General features: G+C 68.3%; 15 protein-coding genes. 11 read left to right on the top strand and 4 right to left on the bottom strand.

The genetic code is table 11. The annotated features are described in order from the left end of the window. The first annotated feature begins 24 nt into the window (after positions 1–24). On the top strand, positions 25–1086 hold the full coding sequence (locus tag AB0L91_RS28000) for an enoyl-CoA hydratase/isomerase family protein (RefSeq protein WP_365015167.1): 1062 nt from the start codon (positions 25–27) through the stop codon (positions 1084–1086). Positions 1087–1128: 42 nt separating this feature from the next. On the opposite strand, the gene AB0L91_RS28005 is transcribed toward AB0L91_RS28000, so the two are convergent. From AB0L91_RS28005 to AB0L91_RS28020, 4 genes are all read right to left on the bottom strand, one after another. Next, the gene (locus AB0L91_RS28005) at positions 1129–2286 is read right to left on the bottom strand and encodes an aminoglycoside phosphotransferase family protein (RefSeq protein ID WP_365015170.1); all 1158 of its coding nucleotides are present in this window, start codon (positions 2284–2286) and stop codon (positions 1129–1131) included. Beyond that, complete coding sequence (locus tag AB0L91_RS28010) at positions 2283–2705, bottom strand: hypothetical protein (RefSeq protein WP_365015173.1); 423 nt, start codon at positions 2703–2705, stop codon at positions 2283–2285. The genes AB0L91_RS28005 and AB0L91_RS28010 overlap by 4 nt, the downstream gene beginning before the upstream one ends. 27 nt (positions 2706–2732) lie before the next feature. After that, positions 2733–3410, bottom strand: a complete 678-nt coding sequence (locus AB0L91_RS28015; RefSeq protein WP_365015175.1) for a hypothetical protein — start codon at positions 3408–3410, stop codon at positions 2733–2735. Positions 3411–3750: 340 nt separating this feature from the next. Beyond that, complete coding sequence (locus tag AB0L91_RS28020; RefSeq protein ID WP_365015177.1) at positions 3751–4359, bottom strand: TetR family transcriptional regulator; 609 nt, start codon at positions 4357–4359, stop codon at positions 3751–3753. Between the two features lie 351 nt (positions 4360–4710). Here AB0L91_RS28020 and AB0L91_RS28025 point away from each other — a divergent pair, with 351 nt between their 5' ends. From AB0L91_RS28025 to AB0L91_RS28070, 10 genes are all read left to right on the top strand, one after another. Further along, positions 4711–5508: an SDR family oxidoreductase gene (locus tag AB0L91_RS28025; RefSeq protein ID WP_365015180.1), complete on the top strand. Its 798-nt coding sequence runs from the start codon at positions 4711–4713 to the stop codon at positions 5506–5508. 299 nt (positions 5509–5807) lie between these two features. Continuing rightward, positions 5808–6635: an ABC transporter permease gene (locus AB0L91_RS28030; RefSeq protein WP_357350630.1), complete on the top strand. Its 828-nt coding sequence runs from the start codon at positions 5808–5810 to the stop codon at positions 6633–6635. Between the two features lie 32 nt (positions 6636–6667). After that, complete coding sequence (locus AB0L91_RS28035) at positions 6668–7489, top strand: ABC transporter permease (protein ID WP_355278407.1); 822 nt, start codon at positions 6668–6670, stop codon at positions 7487–7489. Between the two features lie 10 nt (positions 7490–7499). Next, positions 7500–8756: an MCE family protein gene (locus AB0L91_RS28040; protein WP_365015312.1), complete on the top strand. Its 1257-nt coding sequence runs from the start codon at positions 7500–7502 to the stop codon at positions 8754–8756. After that, positions 8753–9790, top strand: coding sequence for an MlaD family protein (locus AB0L91_RS28045; RefSeq protein ID WP_357350628.1), 1038 nt, complete (start codon positions 8753–8755; stop codon positions 9788–9790). Before AB0L91_RS28040 ends, AB0L91_RS28045 begins: the two co-directional genes overlap by 4 nt. 7 nt (positions 9791–9797) lie before the next feature. After that, entirely contained in the window at positions 9798–10850 is a 1053-nt protein-coding gene (locus tag AB0L91_RS28050; RefSeq protein ID WP_365015186.1) for an MCE family protein, read from the top strand. Then, on the top strand, positions 10847–11953 hold the full coding sequence (locus AB0L91_RS28055) for an MCE family protein (RefSeq protein WP_357350625.1): 1107 nt from the start codon (positions 10847–10849) through the stop codon (positions 11951–11953). The genes AB0L91_RS28050 and AB0L91_RS28055 overlap by 4 nt, the downstream gene beginning before the upstream one ends. Further along, positions 11950–13056 (top strand): MlaD family protein, encoded by a 1107-nt coding sequence (locus AB0L91_RS28060; protein ID WP_365015191.1) that lies wholly within the window; start codon positions 11950–11952, stop codon positions 13054–13056. Before AB0L91_RS28055 ends, AB0L91_RS28060 begins: the two co-directional genes overlap by 4 nt. Then, positions 13053–14348, top strand: a complete 1296-nt coding sequence (locus tag AB0L91_RS28065; protein WP_365015194.1) for an MlaD family protein — start codon at positions 13053–13055, stop codon at positions 14346–14348. Before AB0L91_RS28060 ends, AB0L91_RS28065 begins: the two co-directional genes overlap by 4 nt. A 42-nt stretch (positions 14349–14390) precedes the next feature. Beyond that, complete coding sequence (locus tag AB0L91_RS28070; RefSeq protein WP_365015197.1) at positions 14391–15035, top strand: hypothetical protein; 645 nt, start codon at positions 14391–14393, stop codon at positions 15033–15035. The last annotated feature ends 456 nt before the right edge of the window (positions 15036–15491 follow it).

Here is a 15491-nt window from a genome sequence, read left to right on the forward strand (position 1 = left end):
CAGCCGACGTGCCACGATGGGCCGGTGAGCCGATATGTGAGCGACCCGGCGCCGGTGGACTTCGAACTCGATCTCGACGCGGACGGAACGCCGGTACAGCCACTGCTGGTCCTGCCGCTGGACGACTGGGCCGACGCGTCGCCCGCCCGGATCGCCGACACGGCGGCCCTGCTATCGGGTTCGCTGTGCCTCACCGTCGGCGTCCTGCGCGGTGCGGCCCCGCCCGCGGTGTCCCCGCTCCTGGACGCGCTGACCCTGACCTTGAGCGACGGTCCGGAGACATCCCGCCAGGTCGTGACCCATCCCGATCCCGACGCGGCCGTACGGCAGCTCGAGGAAGCGACGCGACACAATCCGCGGGCGAGCGTGGCGTTGGGCAGGCTCCTGCGCCAGACCGGCGTCGCGGACACCACTGTCGCGCTGAGCAGCGAGGCAGCGGTGTACTCGATGCTGCTGGCGGGCACCGAGTTCCGGACCTGGCTACGTGGCCGGGGCGGTCCGCGTCCGGTGACCTTCCCCGACCGCCCACTGGTGCGATTCGACCGCTCCGGCGCGGAGCTCGCGCTCGTTCTCGATCATGCCGAACGTCGCAACGCCCTGAGCGCGCGCCTGCGCGAGGAACTCCTCGAGGTGCTGCGCTTGGCCGAACTCGACCCCGCGATCGAGCGGGTGCGGATAGCCGGGGCGGGTCCGGTGTTCTGTAGTGGCGGCGATCTCGACGAGTTCGGCACCGCCACCGACGTCGTCGCCGCCTACGAGGTCCGGCTCGAGCGCGCGCCGTGGCGCATCATCGACCGGCTGCGCGATCGGACCGTCGTGCACGTCCAGGGTGCGTGCATCGGCGCGGGCATCGAGATGGCGGCCTTCGCCGGACGGCTCGTCGCCGCGCCGGGCACCCGGTTCCGGTTGCCCGAGATCGCGATGGGACTGGTCCCCGGCGCCGGGGGCACGGTGAGCATCCCCCGGCGGATCGGGCGTTGGCGTGCGGCCTGGATGATGCTCACCGGCGACCCCATCGATACCGCGACGGCGTCGCGGTGGAACCTGATCGACGACATCGGCACGGACTCGAGAGCCCAGCCCTGACCGATCCGCCTCACCTGATTCCGCTGGTTCGGGACGGCGAGGTCACCGGCCGTCCACGAGCGCGGTCAGCACACGGAAACTGTCGTGCGCTTCGACCGCCGCGACCGCGCGGCGGACACCTTCCCTGGACACCTCCAGCGGCTGCATCCGCGCACCGGCCTCGGCAGTGCACACCGCGGCCAGGAACCAGTCGGTGGTCGCTGCCCGATACAGCGTCCACCACCGCGCACCGTCGACCGCGATTCCCGCGGCGGCGAGCCGGTCGACATACCGCTGGACCAGTGCTCGCTCGATCGTGCGCAGCAAGGCCGGATCCACAGACGCAGTCAGGAAATACGCGACATCGCGGATTCCCGCACCGGCGGACGCGATCTGCCAATCGAGGAACCCCGGCCCGTCGTCCTCGAAGAACAGGTTGCCCAGGTGTGGGTCGCCGTGCAGCAGGGTCTGTGGCAGGCTCGCCCACAAGGTATCCATCTCGGCGCTGCGGAGATAGAAGATCCGGCAAGCCCGCGCGACCGCTTCAGGGATCATGTCGGCGGTGTGTCCCTTGATGTTTCGCAGCAGGAGCCTGCGGATCATCGTCCCCAGGTGCGTCTCGAACGCCGGGCGGTGGGCGAGGGGAGCGAGGTCACCCGCGAAGCGGTCGCTGTTCCAGAACACCGAGTGCAGGTCGGCCATCGCGTCGACGACTGCTTCGGCCTCGGCTCGGCTCACCGTGTCGACGACGGTCCGGAACCGTGCGGTCGCGGTGAGATCCTCGAGCACCAGCGCGAAACGCGACCGCCGTGGATCCGACTCCGCCGCATGGCATCGCGGGATCCGCACCGGTGGGTCCTCGCCCAGCGCCCGATAGGCGAGGACCTCCTTCTCTGCCAGCCCGAACAGATCGAGCAGGACATGCTGCGGATAGTCGCTCGGCGGCAGCTTCACGAACAGGCGGTCGGGAATGCTGTCGTCGTCGGCATCGACACCGATGCGGGCCCTGGCCGCGGTGCCGGAATGGCTGTCGAGGACGGTGATCGCCCGGATCGACCCCACGGGTTTGCCGAGCGCGGTGGCCAGCCACGCCGGTGTGATGTCGGTGAGCTGCGAGGGCACCCGCGAAGCACCGGGGGACCTGCGATTGCGGGCCGTGCGCACCGCCCGGCGCGTGCCCTCGACGAGGACACGCGCCGGATGCGGTATCTGCGGACTCACCGACCGGCCCGCTCGGCCTGTTGCCGGGCGATGCGCTCGTCGTGGTGTCGCACCAGTTCGCGGAAGCCGATGCGTTCCCACCCGGGTTTGGGCTGCACGCCCCACTCGTCGCGGGCGGTGGTCTGCCCGGCGCCCTCGGCCTGGCCGCCCAGCGGCGGCGCGTTGAACGCCGCAGGATATTCGCAGGTCAACGTGTCGTCGGAATAGCGGACCTTGATCATCTCGTCACAGATCTCGTGCAGCGACAAGGTCGGCCACCCGTACCAGAGAGCCAGCGCGGGCACCGTGAACGCGCCCTCGATGACGAGGGCGAACAGACACACGAAGATGCCGCGTTTGAGGAACTTGTGCATGCGGGCGAACGTCGGGGTGGTGCCGAGCGGAAGATCCTGTCCGGCACCGGATTCTGAGTCGGTCATGAGTTGCTCCTGATAGCGGGGGCCGGTTCAGTCGGAGAAGATCTCGCGATTCACGGAGTGCAGGTAGGGGATCGCCAGGAACGGCGTGATGTAGAAGATGTCGTAGAGCCACCAGCCGATGACCGGCAGCACGACACTGTCGAACCGGATGTCGGCGTAGACGGTCATGTTCACGATGTAGCCGACCCAGATGACCACGCCGAACCAGCAGGTCACCGTCAGCCACTGGTGTCCCCACCGTTTCATCTGCAGGAACGCGATCGCGGCGGCGACGCGCATCGGGAACACGACGAGGATGCACGCGATCTCCCAGCCCTTCTCGCCCGGCGCGCCCGATCCGCCGATCCAGAGTTCGTTGTAGTGCCACCAGTAGCCGCCGTCGAAGAAGTTGCCCCAGGCGGTGAAGAACACGCGGGTGATCAGGGTGTGGCTGGCGCCGATGTCGAGGGCCCAGCCGACCGTGTTGAGGAAGGCGTCCAGGATGACGAGATAGCCGATCAGGGTGACGATCACGGGCCGCACGGAGAGCCCCGATCGCTGGGCCCTGCGCTGGAGCAAGACCCCGCGCAGGAACAGTGGCAGGCCGAAGATCCCGAGGACATAGGTGCCCATCAGCGCGGTGCCCGCGGTGAGCCAGCGATCGGCGCGCCGCTGCGCGAGCCTGCTGTCCTCGTGGTGCTGGTCGAAGGTGACGGTTGCGGTCATGGCGGTCCCTACCAGTCGCTGTTCATGTACATCTGCATCTGGATCAGGAACATCGTCAGCAGGAAGCCGTAGATGGCGATCTGGAAGACGATCAGCGCACGTTTGCGCCGGCGATCTTGTTCGTTCACGGGAACTCTCTTCTTCTAAGGTCCACGCGGGCAAGGGGTTACCGCGCGGTGCGGCGGAATGCGCCGGTGCTTCGTCAGAAGGTGCCGATGTTGTTCATGACCCAGTACCAGAAGGCGATGATCAGCAGCATCGCTCCCCAGGTCAGGATCAGTCGGACGATGTCGAGCAGCATGCTGGGCTCTCTCTGTCTGTCGGTGCGGCCGGTGCGTCCTCATCGGGGCTCCAGGCTGCGCAGTGTGGTGGTGAGGTAGCTGTCGAGTACGGACTGCCGCAGGGCTTTCGTGCCCGTGGTCGAGGTCAGCAGGCCGTAGAGGCCGAGCAGGAAGAACATCGCGCTGTGGTGCGACTCGACGGCGTTCTGTACCTCGCCCCGCTCTCCGGCGCGGGTGATCTCCTCGGTCAGCACGATGATCAGCGGATGCTCACGCCAGCTCTCGTCGACCGGCCGCGTCGGCGAGAAGTGCATGGCGAGAAGATCTCTGAACAGCAGGCTGCCCAGCTGTCGCTCCAGCTCGGTGACCAGCCGGATGGTCCTGACTAAGGTGTCGCGCAGATCGGGGGATCGGCGCCGGAATCGTTCCAGCGCACGGGCGATGCGGAACTCTTCTCGCTGCTCGAGTTCGAGCAGCACATGCTCCTTGGTGGGGAAGTGGAAGTAGAAGGTGCCGCGTGCGACACCGGCGGACTCGGCGATGGCGTTGATGTCGGCATCGGCCACGCCGGTCTGCTTCAGTTCGGCGATGGCCGCGTCGAACACCCGCTGCCGTGTGTGCAGCCGCCGGGCCTGTCGGCCCTGGTGCTGCTCCGGGGTTGTACTCATGGCTGGGTTCTAACCCTTGCCCTCGACCGCTGTCAACGTGTGGAGCGGTGTGCTGATGTTGACAGATGTCAGTGAAAAATGTCAACGAACTCGTACGTAAACCGCTGTGGCCAGCGGTATCTCGAGTGTCGAAGGGTGCCGGCGAGTGCGGCCCGTCAGGAATCGGGGTGACGGTGTCCCGGGGTGTATCCCCGCAGCGTGCAGCCGTCGCCGGGGAAATGCCGGAGAACTCTTCACGATCCTTACTGGATGCTTTACAGTAACGGCGAATAGGAGGCCGGTGAGCCTGTCTGTCGGCCACGATATCGAGGTCGCGCCCCGGGGATCTCCTTGATACGAAGCGGGTGCGGTATGGATCTGGGGTTGCGCGACGCGGCCACGGTCGTGGTCGGCGGTAGCCGGGGTATGGGGCTGGCGACCGCGCGATGTCTGGCGCAGGAGGGCGCGCGGGTCGCGGTGGTCGGACGCTCCGCCGCCGATGTCGAGGCGGCCGCCGACGAGCTCGTCCGCTCGGGGAGTGCGGACGCGGTCGGTCTCGTCGCCGACGTACGCGATGTCGAGCAGGTGGCGGCGGTGTTCGGGCAGCTGGGTGAGCGCTGGGACGGCGAGCTCAACGCGCTGATCAACACGGTCGGGCCGGATGTGCGCGGCACCGTGGAAGAGCTGACCGGCGAGCAGTGGCGCGAGGCCCTCGATCACGGAGTCCTGCCCGTGGTGCACTGCGTCAACGCGGCGCTGCCGCTGCTGCGCCGGGCGTCGTGGGGGAGGATTGTGAACTTCTCCGCGCACTCGACGCAGCGTCAATCCGTGTCGCTGGCGGCCTACACGGCCGCCAAAGCCATGGTCACCAGCGTGTCGAAGAATCTGTCGCTGCTGCTCGCGCCGGAGGAGATCCTGGTCAATGTCGTCTCGCCCGGCACCTTCGTGACGCCGGCCCTGCTCGGCTGGGCTCGTTCGGTCGGCATCGAGAGTGCGGACCCCTACCGGCTGATGGCGGCCATCGGTGAGCACTACGGGCATCCCGCGCAACTGCCGCGGGCCGGCCTGCCCGACGAGATCGGTCCGGTCGTCGCCTTTCTCGCCTCCCGGCGCAACTCCTACATGACCGGCGCCAACATCAATGTCGACGGCGGTTCGGACTTCGTCTGAAATGCTGTTGTAGATCCAACTGTAAGTGATACAGTATCGTCCTGTAGATCCTGGTGCGGCCCGGCTGGACGCGCAGCGGAGATCGTCGGCGCGCCAGTAACCGTGCCGAAGTACACATCGATGGGCCGACGTTGACCGACGGCGGCCGACCTGCTGATCGAATTACTCGCTTTTCCCGGGTGATTCGGCGTGTCCCCACGATTCGTCAGGAATGCCGGATGTCGAAAAAATCCAATTCTGTCGGCGCACTCGGTGATTCCGGGCGAACGCGATACGGAAACACTGAGCAGCCCTACTCGATGCCGGCCAGCCGGGCAGTCGGCTCCTGGTTCCGTGGATACCTCGACCGGCACCCCGGCGTCGCGCTCGGCACCGTCGGTGGACAATTCGTCCTCGGGGTGCGCACCGTGCAGTTCCTGATCACCGATATCCTCACCGGCCGGTTCGCGGTCCGCGAAGCCGTGGATCAGGCCGCCTTCATGGCATCGGCCGCGGTGCTGCCGACCATCTTCGTCGCCCTGCCCATCGGTGTCACCCTGTCCATCCAGTTCGGATTGCTGGCAGGTCAGGTGGGTGCGACCTCGCTGGCAGGCGCCGCCAGCGGCCTGGCCGTCATCCGGCAAGGCGCCCCGATGGTGGCCGCGTTGCTGATGGCGGCGGCGGTCGGTTCCGCGATCTGCGCGGACCTCGGCTCCCGCAAGATCCGCGAGGAACTCGACGCCATGGAGATCATGGGTGTCTCGGTCATCCGGCGCATGGTCGTCCCGCGGTTCGCCGCCGCTGTCCTCATCGGCGTCTCACTCACGGGCGTGGTCTGTTTCGTCGGTTTCGTGGCCGGCTACGTCTTCAATGTCTTCGCGCAGGACGGCGCGCCGGGTAGTTTCGTGGCCACCTTCGCGTCGTTCGCCACCGTCGGCGACCTCGTCCTGACTTTGATCAAAGCCGTGGTGTACGGCGCGATCGTCGCGATCGTCGCCTGTCACAAGGGACTCACGACCGAGGGTGGGTCGGCGGGCGTCGCGAATTCGGTGAATTCCACGGTGGTTTCGTCGATCCTGCTGTTGATGATCGTGAATGTTCTGTTCACGCAGATATTCATGATGCTGTTCCCGCGGCAGGGGTTGTAATGGCGTCGACCTACTACCCGCCCGGAATACGGATGGCGGCCGTGCTCCTGAAGGAAATCGGCATCGTGTTCATGCGGCTCGGCCACATGCTCACCTTCTTCGTCCGGGCCGTGCTCGCCATTCCGGTGATGCTGCGCAACTATCGTGCGGAATTCTTGCGGACCCTGTCGGATATCGCGTGGGGGAACGGCTCGATCGTCGTCGGCGGCGGTACCGCGGGCGTGATCATCGTGCTCGGCGCCGCGGGTGGCGCGATCGTGGGGCTCGAGGGATACAACGCCTTGCACCTGCTGGGGATGGAACCGGCGATCGGGCTGGTCGCCTCGACCGCCTCGACCAGGGAACTGGCCCCGATCATGGCCTCGCTGGCCTTCGCCGCGCAGGCCGGGTGCCGATTCACCGCGCAGCTGGGGGCGATGGGGATCTCCGAGGAGATCGATGCGATGGAGTCCATGGCCATCCGGTCGATTCCCTACCTGGTGAGCACCAAACTGCTGGCCTCGGTCGTGGCGATCGTGCCGCTGTACCTGGTCTGTCTGGCGATGAACTACCTGGCGGTCGAATTCGTGGTCGGCGCGGCGGGTGGGCTGTCGCTCGGCACCTACCACCACTACTTCCAGCTCGTGCTCAGCGGACCCGACATCGTCTATTCGCTGGGCAAGGCCATCGTGTTCGTCCTGCTGACCACCACGATCCAGTGCTACTACGGCTACTACGCCGCCGGCGGCCCGCAGGGTGTCGGCATCGCGGCAGGCCGGGCAATGCGCGCCGCGATCTCGGTGATGATCGTCGTCAATCTGCTGCTGACCGTGGCCCTGTGGGGTATCGGCACCAGCGCCCGGCTGGGAGGGTGAACTACCGGTGATGTTCGACAAGGACGGGCGTGGACCCTCCCTGTTCTGGCTGTTGGTCCGGGGCGTCGTGCTCGCCGCTCTCGTGGCGGGCGGGGTCACCGCGGTCGTGCTGAAATCGTCGGGAACGTTCGACGAGAAGACCGAAGTCGTCGCGGTGCTCCAGCACGTCGGCGACGGCCTGCCACCGCGCTCCGACGTCAAGTTTCGTGGCGTCCTCATCGGGACCGTCGCCCAGGTGTCACCCGGATCCGAGGGGCGCCCAAGCCGGGCGCTGCTGGAACTCGATCCCGCGCGGATCGACGATGTCCCGAGTACCGTCACCGCGCGGGTGGTCCCGGGCAATGTCTTCGCGGTCTCCTCGGTCCAGCTGGTCGACAACGGGCCGGGCAGGCCGCTGCGGGCCGGTGACGCGATCGAGCAGGACGACAGCCTGTCGACCGTGCAATTGCAGACGGCGCTGACCAAACTGCGCGCCATCGTCGCCGCCTCCGCCCGGATCGGCACGAGTGACACCGTCGGCGTGCTGGCGGCGGTGGCCAACGCCACCGACCGGCGCGGTGGCGACCTGGTCGCGGCGGGCGCTGCGCTCGAACGGATCACCGCCGGGCTGTCCGCGCAGATCGCACCGCCGGGGGAACCATCGACGATCGCGGCGCTCACCGCTTCGGTGCAGGGCCTGGCCGCCGCCGCCCCCGATCTGCTGGACGCGCTGCATCATTCGGTGATCCCGATGCAGACGGTGGCGGCCCAGGACGCCGCGCTGCGCGATGTCCTCACTGCGGGTGCCGCGACCTTGTCGACGGTCGGCGGTGGGCTCGGCGCCCACGTCGACGAGATGGTCACCGCGACCGATCAGCTGACGCCGGTCCTGGACGTCTTCGCCGCGGGCAGTTCACATTTCGGCCCGATCGCGGGACGGATCAAGAAGCTGTCCGACGTGTGGTTCGCCGAGTTCTGGAACGAGCGGACCCAGACCGGGACCGGAAAGTTCCAGATCCGGCTGAGCGCCGACACGCCCTACACCCGTGCCGACTGCCCGCGCTACGGCGACCTGGCCGGTCCCAGCTGCTCGACCGCACCGGAATCGGCCACCGCGCAGCCACTACCCGCCTCGCTGGACCCGCGTTCCCTACCGAAACCGGTGCTCGCCCCGGAACTACAGGACCTGATCGGCCGCGTGCTCGGCGGTGACGCCAATGCCGCCGAACAGGTTCTCGCCCAACTGCTCACCACCGGAATCCCCGGAACAGGAGGTGTCCCGCGATGAAGTCCCGTCGCTCGGTCGTCGGACTCGGCATGTTTCTCGTCGTCGCGTTCGCGCTCATCTGGATGACATTCGTGACGCTGCACCGCGGCGTCGACGGCACGACCAGGTCGTACTCGGCGATCTTCACCGATGCCACCGGCCTGCGTTCCGGTGACGATGTCCGCATGGCGGGTGTGCGGGTCGGCCGGGTCGACGCCGTCGAACTCGACGGCACCCTGGCCCGGGTGCGCTTCCGGGTCGCGGTCGAGCAGCACCTGTACGCCGACACCACCGCCGCGATCACCTACCAGAACGTGATCGGCCAGCGCTATCTCGGCCTGTCCCGCCCGGCGGCCGGGCCCGCCGCCGAATTGTCCGGCGGCGCACAGATTCCGGTGGAGCGCACCGAGCCCTCGTTCGACCTGTCCGGCCTGCTCAACGGATTCGAGCCGTTGTTCAGCGGCCTGGACCCGCAGCAGGTGGACAACGTCACCGCCGCGCTGGTGCGGGCCCTGCAGGGCGACGCGGGATCGTTGACCACGCTCATCGCCCAGATGTCCACGCTCGCCCAGTCACTCGCGGGTCCCGATCAGGTGTTGGGCTCGGTGATCGTCAACCTCGACCAGGTCGTAGCCCACCTCGACACCCGCCGCGCGGAGTTCGGCACCCTGCTGAGCCGGACCCGCGCCATCGTCGACGGGCTGGCCCGCCACCGCGCCGAGCTGATGACGACCCTGACCGAGGCGTCCGGGGTCGCCGACCGGATGGCGACCGTCGTCGCCCAGGACCGGCCCGCCCTGGAACGGCTGCTGACCCGGGAGCCGGGCTTCACCCGGCACTTCGAGCAGAACAAGGATCAGTTCGCCTACCTGGGCTTCAACCTCCCGGTGCTGCTGAAGGGAATCGCCCGGGTGAGCCAGGAGGGCGCGAACATGAATGTCTACCTGTGCAATCTCGGCTTCACCGCTGTCCCCGCGCTGTCGGATCTCGTGCCCGCGATCGTCCGCTACGCGACCCCGTCCGGCACCGTCCAGCAATCGCCGATGTGTAGGTGAACCACTCATGACGATCCCACCCGGGCTCCGGCGCCTCGTCGCGGTCGGCCGCCCACTCGAAGAACAACGTCCCCGGGTACTCGGGGTCATCGCGCTCACCGTGCTCGCCGGGGTGCTGCTGGCCGCGCTCGGGGTATCCGCCCTCGGCGTCGGTGAGCGCAGCTACGAAGCCGAGTTCGCCCAGTCGGCCGGCCTGCGCGTCGGTGACGGTGTGACCGTGGCCGGAGTTCCGGTCGGCGAGGTCACCGGCCAGCGCCTGGCAGGCGACCGGGTCGTGGTCCGGATGCGCGTCGACGACCAGGTCACCCTGGGCACCGAGACCTCCGCCGCGATCAAGCTGACCACTCTGCTCGGTGCCCGCTACGTCGAGCTGCGCCCCGCCGGCCCCGGCGAGCTGACCGATCGCCGAATAGGGCTGTCGCGCACCGCTGTTCCCTACGATCTGCAGCAATCGCTGGAGAACGCCACCACCACTTTCGAACAGATCGACGCCGAGCAGGTCGGCCGGTCGCTGGAACTGCTCGCCACCCAGCTCGACGGCGTCCCGGCCGTGCTGCCGGGGGTGCTCGGCGACATCCGGACCCTGGCGGGCATTCTCGCGAGCCGGCGCGGGGAGCTCGGTTCGCTGCTGGCCGGGGTGCGCAACCTCACCGCGACGGTGACCGCGCAGCAGTCCGACCTCACCGCGATCGCGACCTCGGGCCGGGACCTGCTGACCGATATCGCCGCGCGCCGGCAGGTGATCGAACTGCTGATGACGGCGACGACCCGGCTGGTCGAACAGGTGCGCGCGATCGTCGTCGACGACCGGCCCCGCGTCGACGAGCTGATCGTCGGGCTGAACGGGCTGCTCGGCTCGCTCGCCCGGCACGACGACCTGCTGCGCAACACCCTCGAGATCCTGCCGGTGTCGGTGCGCAACCTCGCCAACGCGGCGGGCAACGGGAATTCGGTCGACTTCAACGCTCCCGCGGGCGTCCTCGTCGACTCCTGGATGTGCGCGCTGAGCGGACAGGCCGCGCAGCAGAGCCTGCCGAAATACTTCGGGGAGTGCCGATGATGTCGCCGACCATCGTGCTGCGCGCGCTGGCGCTGTTCGCGATCTGTGTCCTCGCCGGGTGCGCGGGCGGACCGCTGCGCACCGAGCCCGACGACATCACCGTGGTGGCGCGATTCGACGACGCCGCGGGTCTATATGTCGGCAACGCGGTCGCCGTGCTGGGGATGCCGATCGGCGAGGTCACCGCGATCACGCCCGCCGGGGCCTACGTCGAGGTGCGCATGCGGGTCGACGGTGCGACCCCGATCCCGGCCGACGCGACCGCGGTGACCGTGTCCACCTCGGTGCTGACCGACCGGCACGTGGAGTTCACCCCGGTCTACCGCGGCGGACCGGTCCTGCGTGACGGCGCCGTGCTCGCACCGGACCACACCAGGACGCCGGTCGGCATCGACCGGCTGCTCTCGATGGCCGACCGGATGTCCGGCGGGCTGTCCGGTGCCGAGCCGGGAGACGGCCCGATCGCCCGGCTGCTCGCGGTCGCGTCCTCGGCGACCGCGGGCAACGGCGATCAATTGCGGGCCACCATGGACGAGCTGTCGCGTGCCCTGCGCCTCGGCGACGACGCGGGCGCCCAGACCCGCGACACGGTCACCCAGATCGTGAACGAGCTGGCGGCGCTGGTCGCGGCCGCGTCCCGTGGTGACCAGACCATCCGTGAATTCGGCGCGGCGTCGGTCCAGCTCGGTGACATGCTGGCCCAGCTCGACATCGGGGCGGGCACCACCGGGGCTCAGATCGTCGCGGTCATGCGCCAAGCCGACGAACTGCTCGTCGACAACCGGGCGGCGCTGAACTCGGCGGTCACCGATTCGGCGACGGTCATCAAAGCCCTGGCCGACTACCGCGATCAGCTCGCCGAGTTCCTCGACGTCACCCCGATGCTGATGGCCAACGGCTACAACACGGTCGATCAGCAGACCGGCGGCGCGCGCATCCACGCGCTGACCGACAGCGTGGTGTTCGACGGGCAGATGGTCAAGGAGGTCTGCAACATCCTCGGCCTCCGCCAACTGGGCTGCAGCACCGGGACCTTGCAGGACTTCGGCCCCGACTTCGGGGTCACCGACATGCTGGAAGCGATGAGCAGGTTGCCTCGATGAGTAGAAATTCCGTTCTGGGGACCGCAGCCGGTGCCGCGGCGTTGCTCGTGCTGACCACCGGATGCGGTGTGGGACTGGGGGATCTGCCGCTGTCCGCGCGCGGCTCCGGAGCGCCGGGCTATACGATCACCGCGAGTTTCACCAATGCGCTGAATCTGCCCGACAAGGCCAAGGTGCGGCTGGCCGGTGCAGATGTCGGCGAGGTGCGCGAGATGACGGTCGCCGACTACCGGGCCGTGGTGCACTTGACCATCCGGGCCGATGTCGCGTTGCCGGTCGGCACCCGCGCCCAGTTGCGCACCGCGACACCGCTCGGCGATGTCTACGTGGCCCTGGACGCCCCGGCCGATTCCGGGCTCGCGACGGCGACCATGCGGGACGGCGACACCATCGACGTCGGGCAGACCTCGGCGGCGGCGACCGTCGAGGAACTGCTGACGACGGCGTCCCTGCTGGTCAACGGCGGCGCGATCCGCAATATGACCACCGTGGTCAACGGGTTCGGCCGGGCCGTGGGCGATCGCGGTGACCGGCTCGGCGACCTGATCGAGCAATCGCGGGCCCTGGTGACCGCGCTGTCGGCCAGATCCGACGACATCCGCCGCGCCCTCACCGAAACCGACCGGCTGGTGGGCGAACTCGCCAGGGATCGCCAGGTGATCGATGACTTCGTCGCCGCGGCGGGCCCGACCTCGACCGTCGTCGACGCGAACGCGCCCCAGATGCTCGACATGGTCCGCCGGATCGACGGTGTCACCGCCGAGCTGGCGAAGTTCCCGGTGCTGCGCGGTGGCGAGATCGGCGGCCTCATCGGCAATCTCGACCGGATCTCGGCGGGCCTCAACGACGCCATCCTCGACCCGTCGACCAGCCTGGTCGCGATGAACAAGCTGCTGCCCTCGATCATCAAACTGAGCAGCGGCACCTCCGCCCACGGAAACGTGGACCTGCAGGACTTCGCGATCGGCGCGCTGGCCGATCCCAGGCACGAAGCCGATCCCGGCAGCCGGATCCCCGACGCGAGCGACTGGCAGGCGATGGTCGGGTCCCTGACCTACACGCTGCTGCGGCTGCGCGAACGCGTGCTGGGACCCGGCCGGTGAGCCTGCGTCGCGCGATGGTCGCCACCGCGGACCTGCCCGCGCGCCTGCTGGTCGGCCTGGTCCGCGGTGGGACACGGTACCGGCACGCGGTGTCGGCGATCGCACTCGCCACGACCGCGGTGGTCGGTTCCACCTATCTGGTCTTCGGTGCCCTCGGCGTCGACCCGACCGCGGCGACGATCACGGTCCGGGTGCATCTCACCGAATCCGGTGGACTGCTCCCCGGGCAGGACGTCACGTTGCGTGGCGTGCCGATCGGCGAGGTCGCGGCGGTCGACTTCGCTCCCGGCGGGGTGGTGGCGCTGGCCCGCATCGACGCCGGCGTCAGGGTGCCCGACGACGGCACGGTCGAGGTGACGAGCCTGTCGACCGCCGGTGAGCAGTTCCTCGACTTCCGACCGCGGCGATCTGCCGGGCCGTATCTGGACGACGGCACGGTGATCACCCAGGACCGCACGGCGGTGCCGACACCGCTGTGGCGCATGCTGGGCACGCTGGACAGCACCCTGGCGCAGGTCGATCCCGCCCGCCTCACCGCCGTGCTCGACGAACTGGGCTCCGGCCCCGGCGGCCCACAGAAACTGGCCGATGTGCTCGACGGCGGCATCTTCCTGGTGTCGACACTGGACACCGTGCTGCCACAGACGGTGTCGCTGATCCGCGACAGCCGCACGGTGCTGTCGACGGTGGGCTCGGGATCGGTCGCCCTCGACCGATTCGCCGCCGATCTGGCCGCCTCGGCGCGCGGCGTCGAGGCGAAGACCGGCGGATACACCGAGCTCCTGCACACCACGCCGGGCACACTCGCCGCGCTGGACACGATGGTGGCGGACAATTCCACGGCGGTGGTTTCGCTGCTGACGAACCTGTCGACCGTTGCGTCGATGACCACGACGCGCGTCCCGGCTCTCCAGGAGTTCTTCTTCCCGACCCAACGCGCAGGCTCCACGCTCGACGCGCTGGTGACCGTGATCCACGACGGCGGCTTCTGGGGCCTGGTGAGCCTGTATCCACGGCGCACCTGCACCTACGATCTGCCCCGCCAGGCGCCATCGCTCAACAACTACGTCGAGCCCTACCTCTACACCTATTGCGCCGACACCGATCCGTCGCTGCTGGTCCGCGGCGCGCACAACGCGCCGCGTCCGCCGGGCGAACGGGTCCCCGGCCCGCCGCCGCCCGGCGAGCCGGCCGACCGGACCGCCACCGTGACGCCCACCGGACCCTTCTCCCTGCCGATTCCGTTGCCACTGGCCGATTCCGGCCAGGAGATACCCGCACCCCCCAAGTGAAGACAGCTCCCTCAGTACGTTGCGTAGAAGCGAGGACCCGTGATGACCGAGAAGACCGACACCACCGCCGACGCGATCACCGAATCCGATCCCGGCACCGAGAAGCCCGCCGACACCACCACCGCGGCTGCCGAATCTCCCACGGCCGCTCCGCAGCCCGAGGCGGTGCTGCCGACGAAATGGCAGATCCGGCGCATGATCGCCCTGCTGATCTGGCGAAAGATCCGTATCCCCCTGCTGATCGCCGTCGCCGTTATCGCGGTCGTGCTCGCGGCGGTCTTCGGATGGAAACTGAAGCAGGACAGCGACACCGAGTCCGCGGCCGCGGCCGGCCTCGCCGCGGCGCGCGCCTACGCCGTCACCCTGACCAGTGTCGATTCCGGCAACCTGGACCACGATTTCACCGCGGTACTCGACGGGTCCACCGGCGAGTTCAAGGACATGTACACCCGCTCCAGCGGCCAGTTGCGTCAGCTGCTCGTCGAGAACAAGGCGGCAGGCAAGGGCACCGTGCTGGACGCGGCGGTCAAATCCGCGCAGCCGGACAAGGTCGAGGTGCTGCTGTTCATCGATCAGACGGTGAGCAACGCGGCCGCGGCCGATCCCCGGATCGACCGCAGCCGCGTACAGATGACCATGGAACTGGTGGACGGCCGGTGGCTCGCGAGCCGAGTGACCATCCCCTGATCGGCAGGTTTCTGGTTCGAGTCCAGGTGGGGGAGCGTAACCATCAGGTCAGGCACGGTCACCGTGCCTGACTTGTCATAGTTTGCGGGCCGCGACCGAAATACGCCAAGAATTCCGATCCGAACTTGCTGGCCGCTGCAACCGGTTCGCCTGTGGGTATGGCGCATCGGTCTGCGCTATGGTTCGTCGGTTGAACGTCGCAGGTTCGTGCCCTCGGCAGGACACACAAAACATGGGCAACCGGAAAACACCTGGTCATCGCGGATTCCTATTCGATCTGACGATGCTGGTCGGCCGGTCGGGATGGTTTCTGTTCCCCTTCTTTGAAGTGCCCACGCGGCAGGGCGTGTCGAAGTTGGGATCGGTGACGGTCTGCGGTTTCGCGCGGGTCCGCTGAGGATCGAAGCCGACTACCAACCGGAGGCCGCTCGTCAGTGATCAAGGGATACTCGAACC

It is taken from the genome of Nocardia sp. NPDC051833 (assembly GCF_040681225.1).
Classification (GTDB): domain Bacteria; phylum Actinomycetota; class Actinomycetes; order Mycobacteriales; family Mycobacteriaceae; genus Nocardia.